This window comes from Brevibacterium aurantiacum, assembly GCF_900169065.1.
GTDB lineage: Bacteria > Actinomycetota > Actinomycetes > Actinomycetales > Brevibacteriaceae > Brevibacterium > Brevibacterium aurantiacum.
This window is the reverse complement of the sequence record NZ_FXZB01000002.1, coordinates 126914-143638: the sequence shown is the minus strand read 5'-3', so window position 1 is coordinate 143638 and position 16725 is coordinate 126914. Positions and strand designations below refer to the sequence as shown.

12 protein-coding genes and 1 tRNA gene are annotated in these 16725 nt (G+C 65.0%); 4 read left to right on the top strand and 9 right to left on the bottom strand.

Annotated elements, in window-relative coordinates:
• Window positions 1-60 precede the first annotated feature (60 nt).
• From BAUR9175_RS02240 to BAUR9175_RS02215, 6 genes are read right to left on the bottom strand one after another with little or no spacing between them, the layout of a single operon-like run.
• The gene (locus BAUR9175_RS02240) at window positions 61-1902 is read right to left on the bottom strand and encodes a protein kinase domain-containing protein (protein ID WP_069599129.1); all 1842 of its coding nucleotides are present in this window, start codon (window positions 1900-1902) and stop codon (window positions 61-63) included.
• Entirely contained in the window at window positions 1899-3368 is a 1470-nt protein-coding gene (locus BAUR9175_RS02235; RefSeq protein WP_009884838.1) for a peptidoglycan D,D-transpeptidase FtsI family protein, read from the bottom strand. The genes BAUR9175_RS02240 and BAUR9175_RS02235 overlap by 4 nt, the downstream gene beginning before the upstream one ends.
• Window positions 3365-4951 (bottom strand): FtsW/RodA/SpoVE family cell cycle protein, encoded by a 1587-nt coding sequence (locus BAUR9175_RS02230; RefSeq protein WP_096157853.1) that lies wholly within the window; start codon window positions 4949-4951, stop codon window positions 3365-3367. Before BAUR9175_RS02230 ends, BAUR9175_RS02235 begins: the two co-directional genes overlap by 4 nt.
• Complete coding sequence (locus tag BAUR9175_RS02225) at window positions 4951-6405, bottom strand: PP2C family protein-serine/threonine phosphatase (protein WP_069599131.1); 1455 nt, start codon at window positions 6403-6405, stop codon at window positions 4951-4953. The genes BAUR9175_RS02230 and BAUR9175_RS02225 overlap by 1 nt, the downstream gene beginning before the upstream one ends.
• Window positions 6402-6920 (bottom strand): FHA domain-containing protein FhaB/FipA, encoded by a 519-nt coding sequence (locus tag BAUR9175_RS02220; protein ID WP_009884841.1) that lies wholly within the window; start codon window positions 6918-6920, stop codon window positions 6402-6404. Before BAUR9175_RS02220 ends, BAUR9175_RS02225 begins: the two co-directional genes overlap by 4 nt.
• The gene (locus tag BAUR9175_RS02215; protein ID WP_069599132.1) at window positions 6917-7792 is read right to left on the bottom strand and encodes an FHA domain-containing protein; all 876 of its coding nucleotides are present in this window, start codon (window positions 7790-7792) and stop codon (window positions 6917-6919) included. Before BAUR9175_RS02215 ends, BAUR9175_RS02220 begins: the two co-directional genes overlap by 4 nt.
• A 400-nt stretch (window positions 7793-8192) precedes the next feature.
• Here BAUR9175_RS02215 and BAUR9175_RS02210 point away from each other — a divergent pair.
• Window positions 8193-8276 (top strand) — tRNA-Leu (locus BAUR9175_RS02210).
• A 206-nt stretch (window positions 8277-8482) separates the two neighbouring features.
• Here the strand turns inward: BAUR9175_RS02210 and BAUR9175_RS02205 are convergent.
• The 3 genes from BAUR9175_RS02205 to BAUR9175_RS02195 all read right to left on the bottom strand — a co-directional run bounded on the left by BAUR9175_RS02205 (window position 8483) and on the right by BAUR9175_RS02195 (window position 10856).
• On the bottom strand, window positions 8483-9838 hold the full coding sequence (locus BAUR9175_RS02205) for an RNA polymerase sigma factor (protein ID WP_180959193.1): 1356 nt from the start codon (window positions 9836-9838) through the stop codon (window positions 8483-8485).
• The gene (locus BAUR9175_RS02200; protein WP_009884711.1) at window positions 9823-10203 is read right to left on the bottom strand and encodes a YciI family protein; all 381 of its coding nucleotides are present in this window, start codon (window positions 10201-10203) and stop codon (window positions 9823-9825) included. Before BAUR9175_RS02200 ends, BAUR9175_RS02205 begins: the two co-directional genes overlap by 16 nt.
• Window positions 10204-10370: 167 nt before the next feature.
• Window positions 10371-10856 (bottom strand): Lrp/AsnC family transcriptional regulator, encoded by a 486-nt coding sequence (locus tag BAUR9175_RS02195; RefSeq protein ID WP_009884712.1) that lies wholly within the window; start codon window positions 10854-10856, stop codon window positions 10371-10373.
• Between the two features lie 299 nt (window positions 10857-11155).
• Here BAUR9175_RS02195 and BAUR9175_RS02190 point away from each other — a divergent pair, with 299 nt between their 5' ends.
• The 3 genes from BAUR9175_RS02190 (at window position 11156) to BAUR9175_RS02180 (ending at window position 16697) form a co-directional block, all read left to right on the top strand.
• Window positions 11156-13528 (top strand): transketolase-like TK C-terminal-containing protein, encoded by a 2373-nt coding sequence (locus BAUR9175_RS02190; protein ID WP_101582843.1) that lies wholly within the window; start codon window positions 11156-11158, stop codon window positions 13526-13528.
• Window positions 13529-13604: 76 nt separating this feature from the next.
• A complete protein-coding gene (locus BAUR9175_RS02185) occupies window positions 13605-15446 on the top strand; it encodes a bifunctional 3'-5' exonuclease/DNA polymerase (RefSeq protein WP_096157856.1) in 1842 nt (613 codons plus the stop codon).
• Window positions 15447-15611: 165 nt separating this feature from the next.
• Complete coding sequence (locus tag BAUR9175_RS02180; RefSeq protein WP_096146197.1) at window positions 15612-16697, top strand: NAD(P)-dependent alcohol dehydrogenase; 1086 nt, start codon at window positions 15612-15614, stop codon at window positions 16695-16697.
• Window positions 16698-16725: the final 28 nt, after the last annotated feature.

The following is a 16725-nucleotide window of genomic DNA, read 5'->3' as shown; positions in this document are numbered from 1 at the left end:
CACGTCGTGGGAAAGTACTCCGCATGTCATGTAGATTACTCGTCTTCTCAGCGCATGATGTCAACCAAAGATCGCCTCGTCCAGGTTCGCTCCGGCACTCGAGTTCCCGTTGTTGCCACTGGATGGGTTCGATCCGCCGTTGCCCGTAGCGTCCGATCCGTTGCCGGATCCGCTGTCCGAACCGCTGTCAGAGCCATTCGAGTTCGATCCGTTGTCGGAACCGTTCGAGCCCGAACCAGAGGTGTCTGAGTCACTTGACGAGCCGTTGCCGGAATCGTTGCTCGATCCGTTGTCGGAACTGGAACCGCTGTCGTTCGAGCTGCTGTTGTCATCGCTCGAGGAGCCGCCGTTGTCGGAGCCGGAACCGTTGTCGGAACCCGAACCATCGTCGCCGCTGGTCTCTGACGGCGTGGGAGTGCTGCTGGGCTCAGGTTCCTCGGTCTCCACCGGTTCCTCGGCCGGACCTGAGGAGATGTAGAGCGTGACGGTGTCGCCCTCTTCGAAGGTGTAGCCGTTCTCGCCCTCGCCGACATCGGCGACCGTGCCCGCAGCGCGGGAGGACTCGATGGTCTGGGTATCGGCTTCCAGGCCCTGCTGTTCGAGGTTCTGAGTCGCCGAGGATTCGGTGAGTCCGATGTAATCGCTCTTGTCGATCTCGATCGTCTTCGCGGCCTCGGAAGTAGTAGGCGCGCTGGTGCTGGGGTCCGGCTCGGGTTCGGCATTGCCCCCGCCGAGGAAGAACCACAGCAGCGAACCGACGGCGATGAGCGCGATGATCGCGAGGATCCAGATGAGGGCGCGGCCCTTCTTCGACTGCTTCTCGTCGAGTTCCTTGTCCTCTGCGTTCTCCGCATCGAGTTCGCTGCCATTCGCAGTCCCAACCCCAGCGGCTCCTGTCGCACCGGCACCGGCGACACCTGCGGCAGCGGCGCCCGGGTAGACGCGAGTCTCCTCATTGGACGCAGTGACCGGCATCGCCTTGGTCGTCGGCACGGGTTCGGGGTTGTTGAAGACCTGGGTCAATGCCTCGGAGGCGGCGCTGCCCAGCACCATCTGCGGCAGAATCTGCTCGGCACCGGCGACATCGCCGGCGGCCAGCGCATCGGCGGCTCGGGACACGGCCATGGCATCCGAGGGCCTGCGCTCGGGCTTCTTCTCCAGGAGGCAGTCGACGAAGCGACGCAGCGGTTCGGACACCGTGTCCGGCAGCGGCGGATGCTGCTGATTGACCTGGGCGATGGCGATCGCGACCTGCGAGTCACCGGTGAACGGACGCTGCCCGGCCAGTGCCTCATAGGCGATGATTCCCAGGGCGTAGAGGTCGGAGCCGGAGCCCGAGCCCTTGCCCGTGGCCTGCTCCGGTGCCAGGTACTGGGCGGTGCCCATGACCTGACCGGTCTTCGTCAGCGGAGCCTGGTCTGTGACTCGGGCGATGCCGAAGTCGGTGATCTTGACCCGGAAGTCCGGTGTCATGAGGATGTTGCCGGGTTTGATGTCGCGGTGGATGACGCCGACCTTGTGGGCCGCACCCAGCGCCTGCGCGGACTGGGAGACGATGCTCAGAGTGTCCGTCTCCGACAGGGGTGCGCTGCGTTCGATGATCGCCGACAGTGCCTCGCCGGGCACGTACTCCATGACGAGATAGGGGGATCCCTGCTCGTCGCCGTAGTCGAAGACGCCGGCGATTCCGGGGTCGGATGCGCGGCCCATGTTCTGCGCCTCGGCGCGGAAGCGTGCGAGGAAGGTGGTGTCCGAGAGGTATTCGTCCTTGAGGATCTTCGCTGCGATCTCACGGCCGAGCACGGAGTCGACGCCCTTCCAGACCTCACCCATACCGCCCACGGCGATGCGAGAGGTGAGCTTGTATCGGTTTCCCAACAGTGTGCCTTCGACGGGTCTCATTTTTCGACCACCGCTTCCATCATGTTCTTGGCGATCGGTCCTGCGACCGTCGCTCCATAAGCTTCGTTGCCCGCGTTTCCGCCGTTCTCCACGACGACCGCCACTGCGATCTTCGGATCATCGGCTGGGGCGAATGAGATGAACCAGGCGTGCGGGGCCGCACCGGGTCCGTGCTGCGCGGTACCGGTCTTCGCGGCGACCTTCGTTCCGTCCATCTTGGCCACCGAGGCGGTTCCATCCTCGACAACGCCTTCCATCATGGTGGTGAGCTGATCGGCGGTTTTGCCTGAGACAGGCCGAGACTTCTGCGCCGGACGCATCTCCTTGATGGGTTCGAGGGTGTTCGCGTTGAGCACCCGGTCGACAAGCTGAGGCTTCATCATCTTGCCGCCGTTGGCGATCCCCGCGGTCATCATCGCCATCTGCATCGGCGTGGACCTGACCTCGTACTGACCCAGCGAGGACTGCGCCAGCTGGGGCGGATTGAGGTTGTCGGGGAACGTGGACGGGCTGACCTTGAGCGGAATCTCCATGTCCTGGCCGAAGCCGAACTTCTCCGCCTGCTCCTTGATCGCGTCCTCGCCCAGATCCATGCCGAGTGAGGCGAACGAGGTGTTGCAGGATTCGGCGAGGGAATCGGCCAGCGTCGGTTGCCCTCCGTTGCGGCAGGCTCCTGGATGGGAGTTGCCGATGGTGGAAGTTGTCTGGGGCAGGTCGAGTTCCGCCGGACCGTTCAGGGTCGAATCCGGCTTGTAGTCGCCTGATTCCAGTGCGGCCGCGGCCACGAGGACCTTGAATGTCGAGCCCGGTGGGTACAGGTTGCCGCCGATCGCGCGGTTGTAGGCAGGCTTGCCCTCAGCGTTGTTGAGCTCCTCGAAGGCGGACTGCGCCGTCTCGGAGTCATGGCTGGCAATCGGGTTGGGATCCCAGCCCGGCGTCGAGGCCATGGCGAGGATCTTGCCGGTCTTCGGGTCCAATGCCACGGCGGCACCGTTCTGGTTGCCCAGGCCGTCCCACGCGGCCTGCTGCACCTTCGGGTCGATCGTGAGCTCCACGGCCGCTCCGCGCGGCTGCTCGCCGGTGAACAGGCTGCCGACCTTGTCGTAGAACAGGGCGTCGGAATCGCCGGAGAGGTAGTCTCCGGACGCGCGTTCCATGCCCGAGGCTCCCGAGACGATGGAGTAGTACCCGGTCATTGAGGCGTACGCGCGGGGGTTGAGGCCCTCAGCGCCGTACTTGCGCTGGAACTTGTACTTGTCGTCGACCGGTTCGGAGTAGGCGATCGGCTTGCCGTCGACGAGGATCGGACCCCGGTCGCGGGCCAGCTGATCGAGGACCTTGCGGTTATTCAGCGCATTGTTGTTCAGCGAGTCGGCGGTGACGAACTGCACCCAGCTCGTGGAGCCGAACAGGAGCGCGAACATGACGAACCCGACGATGCTGATGTGTGTCAGTGGTCTCTTCATCGTTCACCTCCGGTAGTGCCCAGATTCGTCGTCGGGTCCTCATCGGACCCGGTGGTCTTAAGATCGGCGGCGCCGAGGTTGGTCGTCGGTGCGTCGTCACTGGTGGTCCGGTCGGTCGCGAGGCTGCCCGCCGCGTGTTCGCGCGCCCCCTCGACACGTTTCGTGTCGTTGCGGGTTCCGGCTCCCCGCGCCGAGGCGGTGGGTTCCTCGGGATCCTCCGTGATCTTGAGGACGCCGGTGTGGAATTCCTCCACTGGGCGCCTGGCATTGTCGGAGATGCGCAGGAGCAGGGCGATGATCATCCAGTTCGCGATCAGAGACGACCCGCCTTGGGCAAGGAACGGCGTGGTCAGACCCGTGAGGGGGATGAGGCGGGTGACGCCGCCGACGACGACGAAGACCTGCAGGGCGATCGTGAAGCTCAAGCCCGTGGCGAGCAGGGTGCCGAATCCGTCGCGCAGCTGCTGGGCGGTCTTGATGCCGCGTTGGAAGATGAAGAGGTAGCAGAGCAGGATGACGAAGAGTCCGGCCATGCCCAACTCTTCGCCGAGGCTGGCGTAGATGAAGTCAGATTCCGCATAGGGGACCATATTTGGTCGGCCCTCGCCGAGTCCGGTGCCGGTCAGACCGCCGTTGGACATGCCGAACAGGCCTTGGACCAGCTGATACGACCCGCCTGGAGTCTTGTTGTACTCCTCAGCGGTCAGGGCGTTGAGCCAGCCGTCCACGCGCTGCCCGACGTGGTCGAAGAGGAAGGTCGCGGTGACCGCACCGACGGCGAAGAAACCGAGTCCGAGGATGATCCAGGAGACCTTGCTTGTCGCCACATAGAGCATGGCCACAAACAGGCCGAAGAACAGCAGCGAGGTTCCCAAGTCTCTTTCGAAGACAAGGATGCCGACGCTGGCGACCCAGGCGATGACGATGGGGCCGAAGTCTCGCAGGCGCGGGAAGCGGATGCCGAGGATCTTCGGCCCGGCCAGAACCAGCTGGTCACGGTAGGACACGAGGTAGCCAGCGAAGAAGATGGCCAGCAGGATCTTCGCGATCTCACCGGGCTGGAAGGACATCGGGCCGATGCCGATCCAGATGCGTGCGCCGTTGACCGTCTTGCCCAGGCCGGGAATCAGCGGGAGCAGGAGGAAGATCAGCGCAGCGAACCCCGAGAGGAAGGTGTAGCGGCGCAGCCACCGGTGGTCACCTAAGAAGATGATGATGCCGACGGCCAGGGCCACGCCCAAGGTCATCCAGATCAGCTGAGTGACTCCGCTGTTCTGATACTCATCCCGACCCAGGTCGACGCGGTAGATCATGGCCAGGCCCAAGCCGTTGAGCAGGACGGCGATCGGGACGAGGACGGGGTCGGCGTACTTGGCCTTCCACCACACGACGACGTGGATGATGAGGCCCAGCGCGGCCAACCACGCCGCATACTGATAGACGTTGGCGGGAATCGTGTCCTCGGTGCCGAGCCCTACAAGTGCATAGGCGCTCGTGGAGACCGCGATCGCGAGGATGAGGAGGCCGAGCTCAGCAAAGCGATAAGGCCGTGGCCGTGCGCCTTGGTTGGGGTTCTCGGACATTACTGTGACTCCTCAGTGATGGCATCACTGGGATCGACCGCTTGGGAACTCGGCGGTGAGGGCGCGGGATCGCTGGGACTTCCGGCATCCTCGACATTGCCGGAGACGGTACCGGACTTATCGGCTTCCTGTCGCAGGTTATCAATGATGCGATCGGCCTCATCACGGGAATCGGCCTGAATGGAGCCGCGCAGACGATCCTGCGAAAAGCTGTTGAGGGTCCCGACTTCGATGTCGGTGGTGTCTTCGAGCTGACTGAGTTCGATGGGTCCCAGAGTCGTGTCGAGGCCCCGGTAGAGGGTGACCTTTCCATCTTGGTTCGTCAGGTAGTAGTGGTTGCTCACGTAGTTATAGGCGAAGAACCCGCCCACCGCGATTGCGACGATGACGATCGCTGCGATGATCCAGCCCAGGTAGGACCGCTTTTCCACCTCGTCGTCGTCAGCGTCGAGGTCATCCTCCTCGGCGGGTGCGTCCCTGTCGGACGACTCCGAGTCGGTGCGCTGGGAAGGGGGAACCACCTCGGCGGTGGGCTCCTGCTTATCGGAACCGGACACCGTCTGCAGGGGCACGGTGTCGGTGGGAATGTCGCCGTTGCCGTAGTGGGGCTGAGTCTCAGCAGCGGGCTCGTCGACATCGGTGTTCATGCCGATGGTGGCGTACTTCGGGTTGAGGTGGACGGAGCCCACGGAGCTGCCCTGAACGGTGTCGAGGGTGCCTTCGAGCACGTCGCCGATGACGACGGTGACATTGTCGGCGCCGCCGCCGGCCAGGGCCAGATCGATGAGCTGACGGCAGCATTCGTCGGGGTCGGAGACCTCGGAGAGAACGCGGGCGATGTCATCGACGTCGGCGAAGCCTGTGAGCCCGTCCGAGCAGAGCATCCACCGGTCGCCGACGTGAGCCTCACGCAGGGTCAGGTCGAGGTCGGGGGAGGCCCCGACGTCGCCGAGGACCTTCATGACAACGGAACGCTGCGGGTGTGTTTCGGCCTCGTCCGGGGTGATGCGGCCTTCGTCGACGAGCATCTGGACGAAGGTGTGGTCATGGGTGACGGTCTGCAGTTCGCCGTCGCGCAGCACATAGCCGCGGGAGTCGCCGATGTGGGCTAAGGCGAAGCGGTTGCCGGGAGCGCGCAGCAGTGCGGTGACTGTGGTGCCCATGCCGGCGAGCTCGGGCTGTTCGGCGACGCCGCGGCAGATGCGGTCGTTGGCCTCCAGGATCGAGGTGCGCAGGATCTCCAGCGCATCCTCGCCGCTGGGTTCACGATCGAGGTCGGCCAGCCGGGACACGGTGATCGCCGAGGCGACGTCACCGCCGGCGTGTCCGCCCATTCCATCCGCGATGAGCAGAAAATTCGGACCCGCATAGCCGGAGTCCTGGTTGTTCTTACGCACCAGCCCGGTGTGAGACCGGGCTGCTGAGCGGAGGGTGATCGTACCGTCGGTCGTCACGATTGGGTCTCCAACGTCGTATGGCCGATGGTGATCTGGGTGCCGATTCGCAGACTGATGGGCGAATGCATGGGCGAGCCGTCGACGATCGTGCCGTTGGTCGAACCGAGGTCCTCGAGGACCCAGGAGCCGTTGGAGGCCACGATTCGCGCATGATGGCTGGACGCGAAGTCATCGCTGATGACGATCGTATTGTCCGGAGCTCGTCCGAAGGTCACTGGTGCTCCGGAGAGCGTGACCAGTGTCCCGGCCAAGGGCCCACCGGTGACCCGAATGGAGCCCGGATGAGCATGCTGTCGCGCCGGAGAGGGCGTAGGAGCCGGTGCCGGCGCCGGTCTGCTCGGGGCAGGGGTCGGCGCTGCATTACGGGAGGCCCGGCCACCTCGGCGAGACTTCCGGGGACCCTTCCTGGCACCGAAGATGTCGCGGCGCAGGACGCCGGCAACACCGAGGACGAAGAGCCAGAGGATGATGAAGAAGGCGAACCGGAAGACGGTGACGGTGAACTCGCTCACTGGGCGTCCTGTTCGTTCTCGTGGTAGCGCACCTCTGCGTCTCCGGCCATGAGGACATCACCGTCGGAGAGGTTCGCCGAGGTGAGCTTGCGTCCGCGCAGAAGGGTGCCGTTGGTTGATCCGAGGTCGTTGGCGACCGCATGGTCACGTTCGACGGTGATCTCGAAGTGTCGGCGGGAGACGCCGGGGTCATCGATGACGTAGTCGGAGCTGGAGGAGGACCGTCCGAAGACGTTCGTGCCCTGGTGCAGCTCGTAGTCCTGACCGTGGATGGTCACGCTGGCGCTGATGGTGCGCGACCGTGCTGGTGCTGCCTGTCGCACGGGGGCCGATGCCGGGCGGCTGGTGGCCGCCGGTCGGGCCGGTGCTGGTTCGGGTGTGCGTCTGGGTGGGACCGGACGTGATCCGGAGTTGGCCTGTCCTTCGCCCACGATGTTGTGTGAGCGGGACACGGGGTCATAGCCGCCGCGGTTGGCCGGTTGGGCTGCGTGTGAGCCGTCGGGTCGCTGAGTGCTGGAGACGACTCGGTACATTCCGGTGTCGAGGTCTTCTGCCTCGACGAACTCGACGGAGACGGGACCGACGAAGCTGTAGGCCTGCTCGACCGCGTGATCGCCGATGACCTGTCGCAGGTCGGAGCGAAGTTCGTTCTCGAGACCAGAGAGACGGTCGAAATCTGTGGGAGACAGTTCGATGCTGTAGTGGTTTGCCGTCAGTGTTCGTCCGCGTGAGACCACAGCGGCCTTGTTATCGGCTTCGCGTCGCAGCGCGCCGGCCAATTCGACCGGTTCCACCTGTGAGCGGAACGCTTTGGCGAAGGCGCCGTTGACGACATTCTCCAATCCCTTCTCGAAACGATCGAGAATCCCCATGGCACCTCCTCTTCCAGGTGTCGTGCGCGTGACGAACCGTTCGCCACCAGCCCGGACGCATGCGCCCGAACGAGTCTGTCCTGGTGAATCCGAGTTCGGAAAGGAACACCGAAACGGAGACATCAACACCCAATCCTAACGCGGTGAGGCTCTCAACTCACGTCACTAGGTATTTCGGGGCCGAGGTCTGTTCGGATTCCCGGCAGTCGCCCAGTTTAGAGATTGTCGCTGAGTACTCCATGAGCCTGTGACGAGCGCCGATGTTACCGGAAATGAGTGCTGGGTCACGAAACGCGGGTGGTGCAGGGGGTGGTGGGTGTGAGCGTCGACACGTTTTGGGTGTTTCGACCGAACTCGGTTTCATTCTTCCCGGCCGCGATGCTAGAGTTTTCTCTTGTTCGCGCGAGTGGCGGAATTGGTAGACGCGCTGGCTTCAGGTGCCAGTGATCGCAAGGTCGTGGGGGTTCAAGTCCCCCCTCGCGCACAGTGAACAACAGCCCTTCACCGGGACCCTTCGGGGCCAAGGTGGAGGGCTGTTTCGTGTCTGGGTGCTGCGTCGTGCGGGTTCGGGTGCGGGTGGGATGCGTCGCCTCAGAGGTAAGGGATCGATCGAAGTTTCAAAGCTCGACTTTGAAGCAGGGCTCTGAAACTTCGATCGATCCCGTTCCCAGGTGACTTCGATTGTGCGGGTTAGCGGCAGGATTGAGCCTCGAGTGATCGGGCCTCGAGGTAGGCGCGTTCGGCAGGGTCGGTGGTCAGCTCGATGGCACGGCGATAGGCGTTTTGGGCCTCCTGCCCCTGCCCGGCACGGGCGAGCAGGTGTGCGCGCAATGCCCACGTCGGCTGGAACGAGTCGACGCGTGCGGAGGAGAACGCATTCTCTCCGACAGGGGGCTCACCACTACTGGGGCCGTCCAGAGTGTCGAGTTCAGCCAGACCAGCCTTCGGGCCGTCGATCTCAGCAATCACCGCGGCTCTCGCCACAGCTCCGCCGAGGCTGGGCGCCATCCGCTCCACATCGTCGTGCAGGCGCAGCAGCATCGGCCAATCGGTGCTTCCGCTGCGCACACCGGACATGTGGAGGATCTGGATCGCAGCCTGCAGACCGAAGCGACCGATCTCGCCGCTGCCCTGCACTGCCCGCAGATGATCCTCGCCCCTGGCGATGAGTACGGAGTCCCAACTGCCCGGGTCCTGATCGCCGAGGGGTACGAACTCTCCGTCTGGGCTGCGGCGGGCCGGGAACCTGGCGGCAGAGAGGTGGATGAGGGCCGCGAGGCCGTGTGATTCCCCATCGGAGGGACACAGCTCGGCGAGCAGTCGGGAGAGATAGAGGGTCTCGCCGATGATGCCATCGCGTGGTTCGCTCGCCGCATGCACCCAGTCGATGGCGAAGGCACCGTAGATCGCCTCATGGATGTCGGGCAGGCGAGCTTCGAGCTCGGTGCGATCTGGCAGGCCGAAACCGATGCCCAAGGCGGCGATGCGCTTCTTCGCCCGAGTCAGCCGCGCAGCGACCGTCGCTGCAGGCAGGGCCATTCCTGCAGCGATCTGCGTCCCGGTCATGCCCATGACCGCAGAGAGCATGAGCAGCGGCCGGACTCCCGGCTCGATGTCCGGATGAGCACACGCGCCCAGCACTTCGAGACGACGATCGGGCAGGGCATCAGGATCCGCTGGAGCGACCAGGTGGGCTGCAGCCGGCTGGCCTGCGCCGTGGGACGCGGACCTGTCGTGGTTACCTAGATCGGCACCATCATGAACCTCGGGATCCAAGGCCGCCGAGGTGCGGGCCGCGGCCGACTTCCACACGTCGCGTCGTGCATTGAGGGCAACCCGGTAGAGCCACCCCTCGGGATTGGTCGGCACTCCCTGCTCCCGCCACACGCGAACTGCGCGTTCGAGAGCCGAACTCAGGGCATCCTCGGCGCCGGCCAAGTCCCCGTCGGCGGCAGCGATGAGGGCGATGATCCGCCCCCAGCCGTCCTGGGAGAGGATCATCGCCCGATCGATCGGGTCCCGATGTTCGTTCAGGGCTGCACCCAACGTCCGTCTATATAGGAGACTGCCGCCGCTCTGACCTCGATGACTCCGTAGCTCGTGCCGGGGAACTTCTCTGCCCACGCCAGAGCCGCGTCGCGGCTCTCGACGTCGATGACGAAGACTCCGGCCAGGGCCTCCTTCGCTGCTGCGAAGGGACCATCCTCGATGACGACAGAGCCACCTCGGCGGGTGACGGTGGTTGTCGCCTGCTGCGGTTCAAGCATCTCTGCGGCGATGAAGACTCCCGCGGAGTAGAGGGCATCAGCGTAGTCGGACATCAGCTTCTGCATCTCGGCCATCACCTCGGCGGAGGGCTGGGGTCCGCCTTCTTGAGGTTCGGGTGCGTGGAAGACCAGTGAGTAGCGCATGATTGAACTCCGTTCATCTCAGGTGCGATCGCGTTTCGATCGCTCATCATTGAGACGACCGAGTTCACGTCGATTCGACACGTCTGAGAACAATTATTGCCGGAATTCGTCGAAGTGGGTGAGATTCGTGCCGCTGGCGGGCGGAATTCATCCGCCGAGTGAGGGCCTCAGCGCTTCGCAATCGTGCGGCGCAGCAGCGGAGTCACTCGGTATTCCACCATCTGCTTCATCGACACGAGTGTGCGTGTGCGTTTGACGCCGGGGATCGACAGGATCCGCCCGGCGATGCGGTACAGGTCATCGGTGTCCCGGGCGACGACCTGGATGAGGGTGTCGGCAGTGCCCGAGACTCCGATGACCTCGAGGACCTCTGGGATTCGGGCGAGTTCGGCGCCGACCTGATCGAGTTTGCGCTGTTTGAGGTTCGCCAGGACGTGTGCCCGGAGGGGATATCCGAGCCCGGCAGTGTCGACTCGGTGGTCGAAGGAGTGCAGGCCCTCGTCCTCGAGGCGGGTGAGTCTGGCCTGCGCGGTGTTCCTGGCAACCTGGAGCCGTTGGGCGAGACCGGCGACCGTGGATCGTGGCTGTCGCACGAGTTCGAGGAGGATGCGCGCATCGAGAGCGTCGGCGATCCTGCGTGTCTTCTCCGTCATCGTCTGTGACCCCCATTACATGCTCGAAACGTTCAGCCCACTGTACCGACGAATCGCACATTCTGAGCAATCTGCTCAATTTCAAAACTGACTATTGAGCATTTCTTTCAGGCGGGTTGGAATGGGTTCACCGTCGATCATCAACCTGACTGGCGTCACGTTCGACATATCCCGTCGGCGACTCACAGGACGATTCCGTCCTGCGGCGGCAGGTCTCCTGAGCCAACCGGTTCAGGACACCTGCCGCGAATTCGGATCTGCGGGCACAATGCATGCGCGCACACCTCGGGAGGACAACCGTGACCATCGATACAGACACAGACATCAACACCGCCTCAGAAGCCTCGACGTTCGAGACCCTCGATGAGATCCACGATCGGATTCTGTGGCTGTCGACCTCGATCATCCACCATGCCAATCGCGTGCGTCCCAACCGCAGCGGGCTCAAGGTCGGCGGACACCAGGCCTCATGCGCCTCGATCGCCACGATTATGACCGCACTGTGGTTCCACGAACTGCGCGCCGAAGACCGGGTGAGCATCAAACCGCATGCCAGCCCCGTCTGGCACGCCATCAACTACCTCTTCGGTGAACTCGACGAAGCAGACATGACCTCCTTGCGGGCCTTCGGCGGTCTGCAGAGCTACCCGAGTCGCACCAAGGACCCGGTTCCAGCCGACTACTCCACCGGTTCCGTCGGCATCGGAGCCACGGCACCCATCTGGGGCTCGATCGCCCGACGCTACGTCGATTCGACGCTGAAACCCATCGGCCTCGGGCGACAGTACTCCCTGGTTGGAGACGCGGAACTCGACGAGGGTGCCGTGTGGGAGGCCGTCATTGACCCCGACGTCAAACACCTCGGCGAAATCGTCTGGATCGTCGACCTCAACCGCCAGTCACTGGACCGCGTGATCCCCGATATCGCCGCCGGGCGCATCGAAGCGATGTTCGACGCCGCCGGCTGGCAGGTGATCACCGTGAAGTTCGGACGCCTGCTCGACGAACTCTTCGCCCGACCCTGTGGTCCTGAGCTGAGACAGCGGATCCTGACGATGTCGAACCCCGAATACCAGCGTCTGCTGCGATGCACCGCCGCCGAGCTGCGCGAGCGATTGCCCGGTGAGGGGGAGGACGCCCAGGCCCTGCGGGATCTGGTGGGCAGCCTCGATGACGCCACATTGACGGATGCGATCAGAAACCTCGGCGGCCATGACATTCCCGCGCTCCTCGACGCCTTCGCGCGGATCGACGATTCGAAGCCGACGGCCATCATTGCGTACACGATCAAGGGGTTCGGTCTGCCGAGCTCCGGCCACCCGCAGAACCACTCCGCGCTCATCAGCGATGAGGAATACGGTGCTTTGGCCCGGCGCAGCGGCCAGGACACACAGGCACCGTGGACCAGGTTCGACCACGATTCTGCCGCCGGAGAGATCATCGAGGTGAGTGCGAAGCGACTGGCGCGACCGGAGTTCCCTCGTGCTGCCGAGAGCGAGCTGCCGCGTGATCTCGAGCGGGCGCACAAGGGCACCTCCTCGTCGCAGGCCGCGCTGGGCCGCGTTCTCATGGACCTCAGTCGGCAGTCACCGGAGACGGCCCGCCGGGTGGTCACGGTCAGTCCCGATGTGTCATCGACGACCAACCTCGGCGGATGGGTCAACAAGGTCGGGGTGTGGAGTTCCGAAGCCGGCCGCAACTGGTTCGCCGATGACGCCGAGACGATCCTGCAGTGGAACGAATCGGAACAGGGCCAGCACATGGAACTGGGCATCGCCGAGACGAACCTGGTCGGTCTGCTCGGGGAGCTCGGTGCGACCTGGAGCCGGTGGGGAGAGCCGCTCTTCCCGATCGGCGTGATGTACGACCCCTTCGTCAACCGTGCCCTCGAGCCGTGGACCTTCGGCATGTATGCGGGTGGACAGTCGATCCTCGTCGGCACTCCGTCCGGGGTCACGCTGGCACCCGAAGGCGGTGCGCATCAGTCGATCACGACCCCCTCGACGGGCATGGAGGTGCCGGGTCTGGTGACCTATGAGCCCGCGTTCGCCCAGGACGTCGAGTGGACCCTGCTCCACTCCATCACGCGCTTGGGCAGGCCTGATGGTGAATCGGCCTACCTGCGCCTGTCGACCCGGGCGGTCGACCAGTCCCTGGCCGAGGTGCCGAGCGATCCGGTGGCGCGTCGGCGTCGTCGGGAGCAGGTCATCGCCGGAGGATTCCGGCTGCGGGCGACGAAGCAGCCGCGAGTCCAGCTCGTGGGTATGGGTGCCATGATGACAGAGACCCTGGCCGCAGCAGACCGCCTCGAAGCAATGGGCATCGACGCCGATGTCGTGTGCGTGACCAGCCCCGGTCTGCTCTATCGGGCGCTGCGGGCTGCGCAGGGGAATCGCTCGCCTGGTGCAGGAGCTGGTGTCTCTGCTGCCGGTCCGGGATCCGAGTGGATCCTCGACCAGGTGTTCCCCGCCGAGCGCGCCGTGCCGATGGTCACCCTCCTCGACGGCCACCCGCACACGCTGTCGTTCCTCGCCACGATCAACAAGGTCGACCATGTCGCGCTCGGGGTGAGCAGTTTCGGTCAGTCCGGCGATATCGACGACGTCTACCGCTATCACGGGATCGATGTCGACTCGATCGTACGAGCGGCCCTCGACGCGAGCCGGAGCTAGGGCCTCTCGTCGACTCCTCGCGGGGAGAGACTCGGGGGAGCACAGCCACGTCCGCCCCTCGCAGTAGTGTTGAGGTATGACCAACCCAAGCGCTGCCGTGCCTGCGTGGTGCGTGATCGGGCGTGCTCCCGACAGCGCCCTCGGCGGCGTTCGCGGCATGGGTTCGATGATCGCCGTCGTCGACCTCGACGACGCCAGACAGCGGATCGGCAACCACCACCTCGGCGCGGATGAGCTGCCCACGTTCGTCCGCGAACGGGAAGCACAGGGCCGGCCGAGGTGGGTCTTCAGTGACACTCCCAACTGGTACCCGGCCCTGCTGGCTGCCGGCGTGCAGATCGAGCGCTGCTATGACCTGCGGCTGACCCACGCGATCCTCATGCGCTCGGAACTCGTGGCCGACCGAAACGCCGTCGCAAGCGCCGAAGAATGGGACGCGGGCCCGGTGAGCGCACCGACCGCACCCGAGGCGGAGGCGCTCTTCGAGGTCACCGAACGACGCAGCCACATCAAAACGGTCCCGCACGACATCGAGTCCGCGCTCGCCGAATTCGCACGTCAGTCCACCGCCCTGCAGACTGCCTCCGATCCCGGCCGGCTGCGTCTGCTGCTCGCGGCAGAATCAGCCGGTGGACTCGTGGCCGCAGAGATGCAGGCCGCCGGGGTGCCCTGGGACATCGCCGAGCACGATCGGATCCTCGCCGAGGAACTCGGGCCCCGTCCTGCACGGGACGCGAAGCCTGCCAAGATGCTCGCCGTGGCCGAGCAGGTGCGGGCCGCCCTCGGTGACCCGCGAGCCAATCTCGACTCCCACGTCAAACTCCTCCATTCCCTGCACGCGGCCGGAATCAACGTCGCCTCGACCTCGAAATGGGAGCTGCAGGAGAGCAACCACGCGGCGATCGCGCCCCTGCTGGAGTACAAGAAGCAGTCCCGTCTGCTCTCCGCCAACGGGTGGGCGTGGCTCGACGAATGGGTCAGCGAGGGCCGCTACCGTCCCGTCTATGTTCCCGGGGGAGTCGTCACCGGGCGCTGGGCGGCCAGCGGCGGTGGTGCACTTCAGATTCCTCGCCAACTGCGACCCGCCCTGCGCGCCGACCCCGGATGGCGGCTGATCTCGGCCGATGTCGCCCAGCTGGAGCCGCGGGCGCTCGCCGCCATGTCGGGGGACCGGGCCATGGCCGAAGCTGGCCGAGGTCGCGACCTGTACTCGGGTCTTGTCGACGAAGGCATCGTCGCGACCAGGCAGGAGGCGAAGATCGCCGTGCTCGGCGCCATGTACGGGTCCACGACCGGTGACAGCGGCAGGCTCGTGCCGCGACTGCGCACCAGTTTTCCCGCCGCCATGGGCTTGGTTGATTCCGCCGCCGAGGTGGGGGCCGCCGGAGGGGTCGTGTCCACTTGGCTGGGCCGAACCTCACCGGTGCCAGGTGAAGGGTGGCGCCGCGTTCAGTCGGCGGCGAACCAGTTCGACGCCACGCCTGCCGATGAGAACCGGGCCCGTCGCGCCGCCGGTGACCAGGGACGCTTCACCCGCAACTTCGTCGTCCAGGGAACCGCGGCCGAATGGGCCCTGGCCTGGCTGGCCGACCTGAGACTGCGGCTGTCACAGTTGCCGGCCATCGATGACGGGAACCCGGGGACAACCTCGGCGGTTGATGGTGATGGGGGAACCACCTCGGCGGGGGAGACGATGGGGCACGTCGCCGATGCCTCGGGTCCGGTGTTCTCCCGACGCGCTCACCTGGTGTTCTTCCTCCACGATGAGGTCATCGTGCACGCGCCGGCCCAGCACGCCGAAGCCGCAGCGGAGGCGATCAGGGAAGCGGCCGCCTCGGCGGGGACACTCCTATTCGGCAATGCGCCCGTGGACTTCCCTCTCGACCTCACGATCTCCGAGCGGGCAGCCAAGGACTAGGGGGCGGCGACGGGGCTGCGACTGGTCCTGAACGATCGTCTGTTGCAGAGATCACGGGAGGGCCCGGAATAGGCGACAGATAATCAGTGCTGCATGTAAGGTGTCGGCGGCCCCGAAACAGAGCCGCCGCAGCATCCGGAGTCGTCACCGCACAGAGGAGTTTTCATGACTTTCACCGTCAAGGCACTGCAGAAGACCGGCCCCGACCAGCCGTTCAAGGTTGCCAACATCGAACGCCGCGACCCCAGGCCCGATGACGTGGTCATCGACATCAAGGCCGCCGGAATCTGCCACAGCGACATCCACACCATCCGCAACGAATGGGGCGAGGCGCACTTCCCCCTGACCGTCGGCCACGAGATCGCCGGCGTCGTCGAGGCCGTCGGTTCCGATGTCACCGACTGGAAGGTCGGCGACCGCGTGGGCGTGGGCTGCATGGTCAACTCGTGTGGAGAGTGCGAGGAATGCCGGGCTGGGCAGGAGCAGAACTGCCTCAACGGCCAGGTCGGCACCTACAACTCCACCGACGTCGACGACACCATCACACAGGGCGGCTACGCCGAGAAAGTCGTCGTCAACGAACGCTTTGTCTGCCGTATCCCCGACGCTCTCGACTTCGATGTCGCGGCCCCGCTGCTCTGCGCCGGCATCACCACCTACGCACCACTCAACCGCTGGGGCGCAGGCGAGACCAAGGACGGCGCACCCAAGAAGGTCGCCATTCTGGGACTCGGCGGACTCGGCCACATGGGCGTCCAGATCGCCGTCGCCATGGGCGCCGACGTCACCGTCCTTTCCCGCACCCTGAACAAGGAGAAGGCAGCACTCGAGCTCGGCGCGAAGCAGATGCTCGCGACAACTGAGGATGACTTCTTCAGTGACCACCGCGGAGAGTTCGACCTCATCCTCAACACGATCAGCGCCGACATTCCCGTCGACAAGTACCTGAGCCTGCTCAAGCCTCGCGGGGTCATGACCGTCGTCGGTATGCCTCCGGAGAAGCAGCCGCTGTCCTTCGCCTCCGTGATCGGCGGCGCCAAAGTGCTGGCCGGGTCGATGATCGGCGGCATCGCCGAGACCCAGGAGATGCTCGACTTCTGCGCGAAGCACGACATCGCAGCGAAGATCGAGACCGTGAGCATCGACAAGGCGGATGAGACCTACGATCGCGTCGTCGCCGGTGACGTGTACTTCCGTGCCGTCATCGACACCGCCACATTCGAAGGCGCCGAGGTGACCGCTCTCGTTTGAGAGTCGGACTGACCGACAGCCGGACTGA